At 72.1% G+C, this 8,298-nt stretch carries 10 protein-coding genes and 1 pseudogene; 6 read left to right on the top strand and 5 right to left on the bottom strand.

Features of this window, described 5'->3' with window-relative positions; genetic code table 11:
• Positions 1-115 precede the first annotated feature (115 nt).
• Together ACIPUC_RS02430 and ACIPUC_RS02425 are read right to left on the bottom strand one after the other, a co-directional pair.
• Positions 116-604: a DM13 domain-containing protein gene (locus ACIPUC_RS02430; protein WP_446586761.1), complete on the bottom strand. Its 489-nt coding sequence runs from the start codon at positions 602-604 to the stop codon at positions 116-118.
• A 129-nt stretch (positions 605-733) separates the two neighbouring features.
• Positions 734-1,588 (bottom strand): class I SAM-dependent methyltransferase, encoded by an 855-nt coding sequence (locus tag ACIPUC_RS02425; protein WP_446586316.1) that lies wholly within the window; start codon positions 1,586-1,588, stop codon positions 734-736.
• Positions 1,589-1,704: 116 nt separating this feature from the next.
• On the opposite strand from ACIPUC_RS02425, the gene ACIPUC_RS02420 reads away from it, so the two are divergent.
• Positions 1,705-2,301: a TetR family transcriptional regulator gene (locus ACIPUC_RS02420; RefSeq protein ID WP_446586315.1), complete on the top strand. Its 597-nt coding sequence runs from the start codon at positions 1,705-1,707 to the stop codon at positions 2,299-2,301.
• Between the two features lie 13 nt (positions 2,302-2,314).
• On the opposite strand, the gene ACIPUC_RS02415 is transcribed toward ACIPUC_RS02420, so the two are convergent.
• Complete coding sequence (locus tag ACIPUC_RS02415) at positions 2,315-2,716, bottom strand: MerR family transcriptional regulator (RefSeq protein WP_446586314.1); 402 nt, start codon at positions 2,714-2,716, stop codon at positions 2,315-2,317.
• 65 nt (positions 2,717-2,781) lie between these two features.
• On the opposite strand from ACIPUC_RS02415, the gene ACIPUC_RS02410 reads away from it, so the two are divergent.
• Entirely contained in the window at positions 2,782-3,921 is a 1,140-nt protein-coding gene (locus ACIPUC_RS02410) for an alkene reductase (RefSeq protein WP_446586313.1), read from the top strand.
• Between the two features lie 144 nt (positions 3,922-4,065).
• Here the strand turns inward: ACIPUC_RS02410 and ACIPUC_RS02405 are convergent.
• Positions 4,066-4,599, bottom strand: a pseudogene (locus ACIPUC_RS02405) (alpha/beta fold hydrolase); the annotation flags it as partial.
• Here ACIPUC_RS02405 and ACIPUC_RS02400 point away from each other — a divergent pair.
• The 3 genes from ACIPUC_RS02400 (at position 4,598) to ACIPUC_RS02390 (ending at position 7,260) form a co-directional block, all read left to right on the top strand.
• Entirely contained in the window at positions 4,598-5,263 is a 666-nt protein-coding gene (locus ACIPUC_RS02400; RefSeq protein ID WP_446586312.1) for a DUF899 domain-containing protein, read from the top strand. The pseudogene ACIPUC_RS02405 and the gene ACIPUC_RS02400 sit on opposite strands and share 2 nt — an antisense overlap.
• Positions 5,264-5,595: 332 nt before the next feature.
• Entirely contained in the window at positions 5,596-6,372 is a 777-nt protein-coding gene (locus ACIPUC_RS02395) for a YqjF family protein (protein WP_446586311.1), read from the top strand.
• A 102-nt stretch (positions 6,373-6,474) separates the two neighbouring features.
• Positions 6,475-7,260: a hypothetical protein gene (locus tag ACIPUC_RS02390; RefSeq protein ID WP_446586310.1), complete on the top strand. Its 786-nt coding sequence runs from the start codon at positions 6,475-6,477 to the stop codon at positions 7,258-7,260.
• Between the two features lie 30 nt (positions 7,261-7,290).
• Here ACIPUC_RS02390 and ACIPUC_RS02385 read toward each other — a convergent pair whose 3' ends face one another.
• On the bottom strand, positions 7,291-7,698 hold the full coding sequence (locus tag ACIPUC_RS02385) for a RidA family protein (RefSeq protein WP_446586309.1): 408 nt from the start codon (positions 7,696-7,698) through the stop codon (positions 7,291-7,293).
• 149 nt (positions 7,699-7,847) lie between these two features.
• On the opposite strand from ACIPUC_RS02385, the gene ACIPUC_RS02380 reads away from it, so the two are divergent.
• Positions 7,848-8,228 (top strand): winged helix-turn-helix transcriptional regulator, encoded by a 381-nt coding sequence (locus ACIPUC_RS02380; RefSeq protein WP_446586308.1) that lies wholly within the window; start codon positions 7,848-7,850, stop codon positions 8,226-8,228.
• The last annotated feature ends 70 nt before the right edge of the window (positions 8,229-8,298 follow it).

The raw sequence follows: 8,298 nt of genomic DNA, 5'->3' as shown, positions 1-8,298 counted from the left end.
TTTACCGCCCGCCGGGGCCAACGTACACACCGGTGGGCGTGGTGTGGCGGTAACGGCCGGCGGGGCGGCCCTTGAGAGGGCCGCCCCGCCGGCCGTTACGCCCTGGGGAGGTGGGTCATACCTTCTTGAGGGTGGCCGCTCCGAAGGAGACGTCGAAGCGGTCGCACCAGACGGTGACACTGGAGTAGTCCGCCAGGTTCACCGCGGCGGGGACCTCGTAGTTCTGGTCCCCCTTGTTGCCCTTGAGCTTGCCGAGGCTGACGTGCTTGCCGTCGTCGAACACCTGCCAGCCGGCGGCGCCCTCCTGCACCGGGGCGTCGGTGATCAGCACCCGCAGGTCGGGGCCGTTGCTCGTGTCGAGGTTCTCCAGCCGGAGGGTGTGGGAGCCGTCCGCGAGCCGGATCAGCTTCACGGTGCCCGTGGTGGTGTGCTCGTGGCTGATGAAGGTGCCCTCGGCCACGGTCTTCGGCGCCGCCGGCGCGGGGGAGGGGCCGACGGGGGTCGCGGCGGGGAGCGCTTCGCGGACCGTGTCGTCCTGCCACAGCTTCCACGGCTGGAACCAGTACAGCCCGGCGCCCAGCGCCGCCGTCGCCAGGATCAGCATCCCGGCGAGCCTCCTGCCGCCCCACTTCGTCGTTGCCACGGCCAGTCCTCTCCGAACGGAATCGTTTCCCGCATTCAACGGGACCCGCACCCCCGGGACCAGGACTCTCCTGGTGACGAAAGGCTTACGTCACCTTTCGGGGCGGTCTCCGGCGGCGGTGACCAGCCAGGAACTGCTGCGCAGCCACACCGCTCCGTCGGCCTCGTAGCCGCGCAGGGCGTCGGTCAGCGCCCGGCGTGCCTCGGCCTGCGCCTCCGGCCCGACGTGGTCGAGCAGGTGGCGGCCAGGGCCGGAGTCCAGCAAGAACGCGGCGGCATCCGCCGCGTCGGCTCCCCAGTTTCCGCGGGCCTCCACCCGCTGTACGCCGGCTTCGGCGAAGCCGCCCGCGGTGAGCAGCGCACGAATACGGCCCGGCTCGGTGAGCGAGAACATGCCGGGCGCACCCGGCTTGCCGAATCCGCCGAGCGGCAGGATGCCGTCGAGCGAGGCCAGCGCCTGGAGCCAGTCGTTGGCCTCGGCTTCGGCCGCGCAGATGAACGCCAGCCGGCCGCCGGGCCGCAGTGCGCCGCGGAGGTTGGCGAACGCGGCGACGGGGTCGGTGAAATAGGTCATGCCGTAGCGGCTGATGACCACGTCGAAGGCGCCGGCTTCGAAGGGGTGGACCTGGGCGTCGCCCTGGACGAAAGAGACGTTCTTCCGGCCTTCGCGCAGGGCGCCGGCGCGAGCGCGCTCGAGCATGGGTCCGGACAGATCGAGCCCCAGCGCCCGGCCCCGCTCGGCGCGCTGGGCCGCGAGGCGGGTGGTGCGGCCGGCCCCGCAGCCGATGTCCAGTACGCGGTCGGCTTCCGAGACGGCCGCGGCATCCAAGAGGGGCTGGTTGAAGCCGTCGTTGACGGCGTCCCAGCGTTCCCAGCTGCGGGCCCACTGCTCGCCCTCGTAGCCGTTCCACGCCTCGGCCTGTGCGGTGTTGGCGAATCGACCCATGGGTGAACTCCCTCCCGCCGGAGCGCGGTACGGCGCCCCGGCCCTAGTATGGGCAAGTGCCCAAACAGTATGGGCAAGTGCCCATACTTGCAATGGGCTTGAGGAAAGGGGCCGTTGTGTCACCTCGTGGAGTAGCGATTCCCGACTTGCGCGAGCGGCTGTTCGCGGCTGCGGAGCGGGTGGTGGCCCGCGACGGCGCGGCGGCCCTGACCAGCCGCGCGATCACTGCGGAGGCCGACTGCGGCAAGGGTGTGCTGCACGCGCACTTCGCCGGCCTGGACGAGTTCGTCGCCGAACTGGTCCTGGACCGGTTCGCCCGCAGCGCCCGCCGGGCCGCGGCGCTCGAGGCGAAGGTGGGGCAGGATGCGGTGGCGGCCAACCTCCAGGAGGTCGTCCTCGGCCTGCTGGAGTCCCTGCCCCCGGCGGTGGTGGGGCTGGCTATGACGCGCCCCGGAGCCGCGCTGCACACCCGGGAGGGCTTCGAGGCCGGCGCGCCCGCGTTCGACGCGATCCAGCGGGCCTTCACCGTGTACCTGGAGGCCGAGCAGCGCGGCGGCCGCCTGCCCGCGGACGCCGACGCGGCCACGATCGCGCTCGCGCTCGTCGGCACGGTCCACCACCTGCTGATGACCCGTGTTCCCGGCCGCGGCGAGGAGCCGCAGGCCACCACGCGGCGGCTGCTGGCCGTCCTGCTCGGCAGCGCCGGGCGGTGAGGCGCGGGCCGTCTTAGGGGCCGGTCCCGTCGGCGCGGGAGACGGCGGAGGTGTGGACTCCGGTCGAGGCCGTGGCGATGACCTCGTCCAGGACATCGCGGGAGCGGATCAGGTCGACGATCATTCGATCGATGCGGTCCCGTTCCGCGGCGAGCTCGTCGACCAGGCGGGGCGTGGCGATCTCGCTCGCGGCGCCGTCCGCGTCCCGCATGCACGGCAGCAGTTGAGCGATCTTCTTGCTGTTCAGCCCGGCGGCGTAGAGGGCCTGGATGCGGATGACCCGGTCGACCGCCCACTCCCCGTAGGTCCGCTGTCCCCCCGGAGTACGCTCGGCCCTCAGCAGCCCCTGCGTCTCGTAATAGCGCAGCGACCGCTCGCTCACCCCGCTGCGCCGAGCCAGTTCACCGATCCGCATTCCCCACCTCGCGTGCCGACCCAGGACTTGAACCTGACACTGGTGTCAACTCCTACCGTACCGGCATGACGAACGCACCCGTTGACTCCCGCCTCTTCACCCCCGCCCGCCTCGGCTCCCTTGACCTGCCGAACCGTCTGGTGATGGCGCCGATGACCCGCAACCGCGCCACGGCCGACGGCGTCCCGCAGCCGATCATGGCCACTTACTACGCCCAGCGCGCCTCCGCGGGTCTGATCATCGCCGAGGCCTCCACGCCGAATGCCGTGGGACAGACGTACCCCCACATCACCGCGATCCACAACGAGGCGCACGTGGCCGGATGGCGGCGCGTCACCGGCGCCGTGCGTGCCGCGGGCGGCCGGATGTTCCTGCAGCTGCAGCACGGAGGCCGGGTGGGCCACCCCGACAACAGCGGGCTGACGCCCGTCGCCCCCTCACCGGTCCCGCTCCCGGAGACGATCTTCACTCCTGCCGGGCACCAGGCCGCCGTCGTGCCCCGCGAGATGACGGTCGACGAGATCCGCTCCACCGTGGCCGACTTCGCCGCCGCCGCCCGCAACGCCATCGACGCGGGCTTCGCCGGAGTGGAGGTCCACGCGGCCAACGGCTACCTCCTGCACCAGTTCCTGGCACGGGGAACCAACCACCGCACCGACGCCTACGGCGGCTCGGTGGCCGGCCGCATCCGGTTCACCGTCGAGGTGGTCCGAGCCGTCGCCGAGGCGATCGGCCCCGAACGGGTAGGCGTACGGATCGCGCCCGGACTCACCGTCAACGGCATCGAGGAAGGCGACACCGACCGCATCTACCCGGCGCTCGTCGACGCACTCGCCGACATCGGCCCGGCCTATCTGCACATCGTGTTCGCCGACCCGGACCAGCCCCTCTTCCGGGACATCCGCAAGGCCTGGCCCGGCACGCTGATCGCCAACCCGGTGCTGGGCTGGGGAGGGCCGCTGCCCGCCGACGGCGGCAGGCGTGCGGGCGAGCGGCTGCTCGCTGCGGGAGCCGACCTGATCTCGCTCGGCCGCTCCTTCCTGGCCAATCCCGACCTGGTCGAACGACTGCGCCTCGGCGCACCGCTCAACCAGGTGCGAGACCGGGGCCTGATGTACACGGGCGGTGAATCCGGATACACCGACTACCCCGTACTGGCTGCCGCCCACCCCCGGGCCGGGGCGCCCGAACCCGTCGCACGATGACCGGCGCGAGCCCGGGCTGCCCCACGGGGCGCCAGCGTCAGGACTGGTCCAGGAACGTGCTGATGGGCCCCAGCCACTCGTCGGGGCGTTCGGCGAACGGAAGGTGGCCGCTCGCGATCTCGACGAGCTCGGCACCCGGGCGGCGTCGGCCACTTCGCGGTGCAGATCGGGCGTGACCAGCAGGTCCTCGGTCGTGGAGATCACCAGGGTCGGGACGGTGATGCGGGCGAGGTCCTCGCGGACGTCGACGCGGGTGACGAGGTCGGTGTGCTCGGCCGAGCCGGGCGGGAGGGTCTGCGCGGCCGCCTGCACCAGGCCGTCGAGATCGCCGGCGGGGATCGCTTCCAGTACCGAAGCGCCGAGCGCCAGGGGTATGAGGAACTGCGCCAGCGGTACATGGGCGCCGGAGGCGTAGAGGCCCCGCCAGTGCTCGGCGTTCAAGCGCAGGCGTGCGTTGGGTCGGGCGAACGGTGCGGTCAGCACCAGGGCCGTGACGCGCTCGGGGTGCCGGGCGGCGGCACGGATTGCCACGGCGGTCCCCAGGGAGTAGCCGACGGCGGCAAAGATTTCCAGGCCCTCGGCGGCCGATTCCCGGGCGGACGTGCGCCCCTGCCGGTAGCGGCCGACCCTGGAGAGGAGAGGGCCCCACCGGACAGGACCGGAAGGTGACGTCGCCATGAAGACACCCCCGATCGTTTCGCCGCAGGAATGGGCCGCGGCGCGCGAGCAGCTGCTCGTCGAGGAGAAGCAGCTGACCCGCGCCCGTGACGCACTGGCCGCCAAGCGTCGGCGGATGCCGTGGCTGGCGGTGGAGAAGGAGTACGCGTTCGACGGGCCCGAGGGCACGGCGAGTCTGCTCGACCTGTTCGAGGGGCGTCGTCAGCTCATCGTCTACCGCGCCTTCTTCGAGCCCGGCGTCTCCGGCTGGCCCGACCACGCCTGCGTCGGCTGCTCCATGGTGGCCGACCACGTGGGCCACCCGGCCCATCTGAACGCCCGCGACACCGCTCTCGTCTTCGCCTCACGCGCGCCGCAGCCGGACATCGAGCGGGTGAAGGCGCGGATGGGCTGGACCATGCGCTGGTACACGATCACCGACGACTTCGACGCCGACTTCGATGTGGACGAGTGGCACGGCACGAACGCGTTCGTCCGCGAGGGCGACGGCGTCTTCCGCACCTACTTCATCAACGCCCGCGGTGACGAGGCACTCGGGAGCACGTGGAGCTACCTCGACATGACCGCGCTCGGGCGGCAGGAGACGTGGGAGGACTCGCCCGAGGGCTACCCCCAGGGTCCGCCGTACGAGTGGTGGAACTGGCATGACGCGTACCCGGGTTGATGCCGCCGAGCCGCCCGCCGTCAGTCGCGGAACGGGGAGGGGTGCGGCCCTCCGCGTGCACGAGGCGCCGGCCGCAGGTACTCCGGCAGGTGATGCAGCACCAGGCTGGTGACGACGGTGTCGAACGATGCGCCGGCAGATCGAGGTTCTCGGCGACTCCCTCCCGGTAGGCCCGGTCACCGGCTGCGGCGCCGCTCAGCGCGGCGAGACGGGTGAAAGCGCGACGCCGTCGGCCGGCGAAGCGTCGACGACGGCTGGGCGATCTGGTCGCGTTCCGTGTCCGCCTGATCGCACGTGGACACTCCAGGGGGCGTCGCGGGAGAATCGGCGTTGTGCCACAGACGCCGCCGCCCGCCGCGAACCCGGAACCCGTCACGGCCGATCCGCCCCACACGGCGGACCGTCCGCTGCTCACCCAGTCCTGGCTCGACCTGGCCTTCCTGCACTGGGCCGCGGACCCGGCCGACGTCGCCCCGCTCCTCCCGCCCGGCACGGTGCCCGACACGTTGGACGGCGTCACGTACGTCGGCCTCGTCGCCTTCCGGATGCACCGGGTCGGATGGTTCCGCCTCCCCGGAGTCCCCTACCTCGGCAGCTTCCCGGAGACCAACGTCCGCCTCTACTCCGTGGACGCCCACGGCCGGCGCGGCGTGGTCTTCCGCTCGCTCGACGCCGCCCGCCTGATCCCGGTGGCCGTCGCGCGGTCCGTGTTCCGCCTGCCGTACGTCTGGTCGCGGATGGCTGTCCGCCAAGACGGGGCCACCGTGACGTACACCAGCACCCGGCGCTGGCCCGGGCCGGGGCGCGCGCACAGCAGGATCTCCGTGCGCGTCGGCGGGCGGATCGAGGACCCGACGGCGCTCGAACACTTCCTCACCGCCCGCTGGGGCATGCACAGCGCCTTCTTCGGCCGGCCGCTCTACCTCCCGAACGCCCACCCCCGCTGGCCACTGCACCGCGCCGAACTCCTCGGCTGCGACGAGAACCTGGTCGCCGCCGCAGGCCTCCCCGCCCCGACCGACCCGCCCGTGAGCGTCCTGTACTCACCCGGCGTCCCCGTCCGCTTCGGGCCCCCGCCCCGCCGCCCCGGCGGCATCCCCACTCCCTGATCCGCACGGTCGGCTCGCAGCACCTCCCGAGCGGAACCGGCCGTGGCAGCCGCAACCCGGCCCCCCGGGCATCGCGGCGAGGGGTGACGCGATACTCGTCGCATGTCTGAGCCCAAACAGTCGACGTTGCTCCAGGCTTTCAGGACGGGGGCGGCGTTCCTCGCATTCGCTGGATTCGTCCTGATCCTCTACGAGTTGGTGCGGGGCGTGAGCTATCCGGGCTGGGTGTATCCGGCGGCGATCGCCACGATGCTCGGGATCCTCGGGGCGGCATGGCTCTTCCGTGTGGCCGTACGGCCGGGGCGGCGAGACCGGGGCGTGGCAGAGCGGGCGGCAACCGGTGGCCCGGCATCCGCCCTTGACCGGACCATCGTGCAACTGGTCGCCCTGTCCGCGCTTTTGGCGTGGTACGGAATCCGCAACGTCCTCGGCATCTACGAGACCAGCGGTCGGCTGGGCCCGCAGGACGCGCCCGACCTTCTCGTTGCCGGCGGCGCCCTCTCGGCCTTCCTGACGGCCGTCAGCCTCGCGGTGTCGCGCGTCCTGCGCGCGGATGGCGCGCAGCGACGCGCACGGGGGCAGGGGGCGCAGGCGGAACACGAGGGCCGCGCGGCAGCGATCCGAGCCGAACTCGAAGGCAGGGCCGCTCAGGCCAGGGCCGAGTACGAGGGCCGGGCGGCGGTGATCATGGCCGAGGCCGTCCGCCGGAGGGCGGAGGCCGAGTACCTGCGAGCGGAGAAGGGCATCGAACCCCTTCCCGGGCAGGGCCCCGACCCCTCGGGCCCTCCGGCCATCGGTCCCGCGCCCGGCCCCAACGGCGCACCACCCGGCTCGGCACCCCCCACGCTTCCGCCCGGGCCAGGGCCAGGTGAAGCCGACACGCCCTGAACCACGCCTCGGCTCCGCCCGAGAGCCTGTTCAGTCCATGACTGCGGTCGCTTCGATCTCGACCAGGTGCTCGGGTACGTCCAGCGCCGCGACACCCAGCAGGCTGGCCGGGGGGACCGCGGCCACGCCCAGTTTCGTGAGTGCCCGGGTGATCCCTTCCATGAGCTGGGGCATCTGGTCGGGGGTCCAGTCGACGACGTAGACGGTCAGCTTCGCCACGTCGTCGAGGGAGGCGCCGACCTCGGCCAGGGCGGTGGCGACGTTGAGGTAGGACTGTTCGACCTGAGCGGCGAGGTCACCCTCGCCGATCGTGACGCCGTCGGCATCCCAGGAGACCTGGCCCGCGACGAAGACCAGCTTCGAGCCGGTCGCGACGGACACCTGCCGGTAGGCGTCGACCTTCGGCAGTCCGGCGGGGTTCACCAGGGTGACGGGCATGCTGCTGCTCCTTGCCATGAGGGCGACGCGTCGTGGGTTCGTTTCACCGGGCCACGGGCGCTGCCGCTGCTCTCTTGCGGTTACTCAGGAACCGTAAGAGAGTGGTCGCCGACATGGAAGAACGCACTTTTTGGTGACTGGGGAACCTCATGGTGACCAAGCAGTTCACAGGCTCGCCCGACGAGGCGGACCTGAGGCGCGCGGACTCTCTGGCACGGGAGATCTTCTCGGACGTCGCCAACAAGTGGGCGCTCCTGATCATCGAGGCCCTGGGGGAGGGGACCCTGCGCTTCGGCGAGCTGCGGGACGAGGTCGAGGGCATCAGCCACAAGATGCTCACCCAGAACCTGCGCATGCTGGAGCGCAACGGCCTGGTCGAGCGCACGGTGCACCCGGTGGTCCCGCCACGGGTCGAATACACCCTCACCGAGCCGGGCCAGGCCCTGCGGGTGACCATCGACGGACTCTGCGCCTGGACCCACCACCACCTCGGCCACATCGAGGCCTCCCGCCACCGCTTCGACGACTGACGGCGGTGCGCTCCCGGCCGTGCCGGACCAGGGCCGGCGTGGTGGCTCGGCGACACGATCCAGCGAGAAG

Source organism: Streptomyces sp. LARHCF249 (assembly GCF_052871255.1).
The sequence above is the reverse complement of the archived record's forward strand: the minus strand, read 5'-3'. Positions and strand labels throughout refer to the sequence as shown.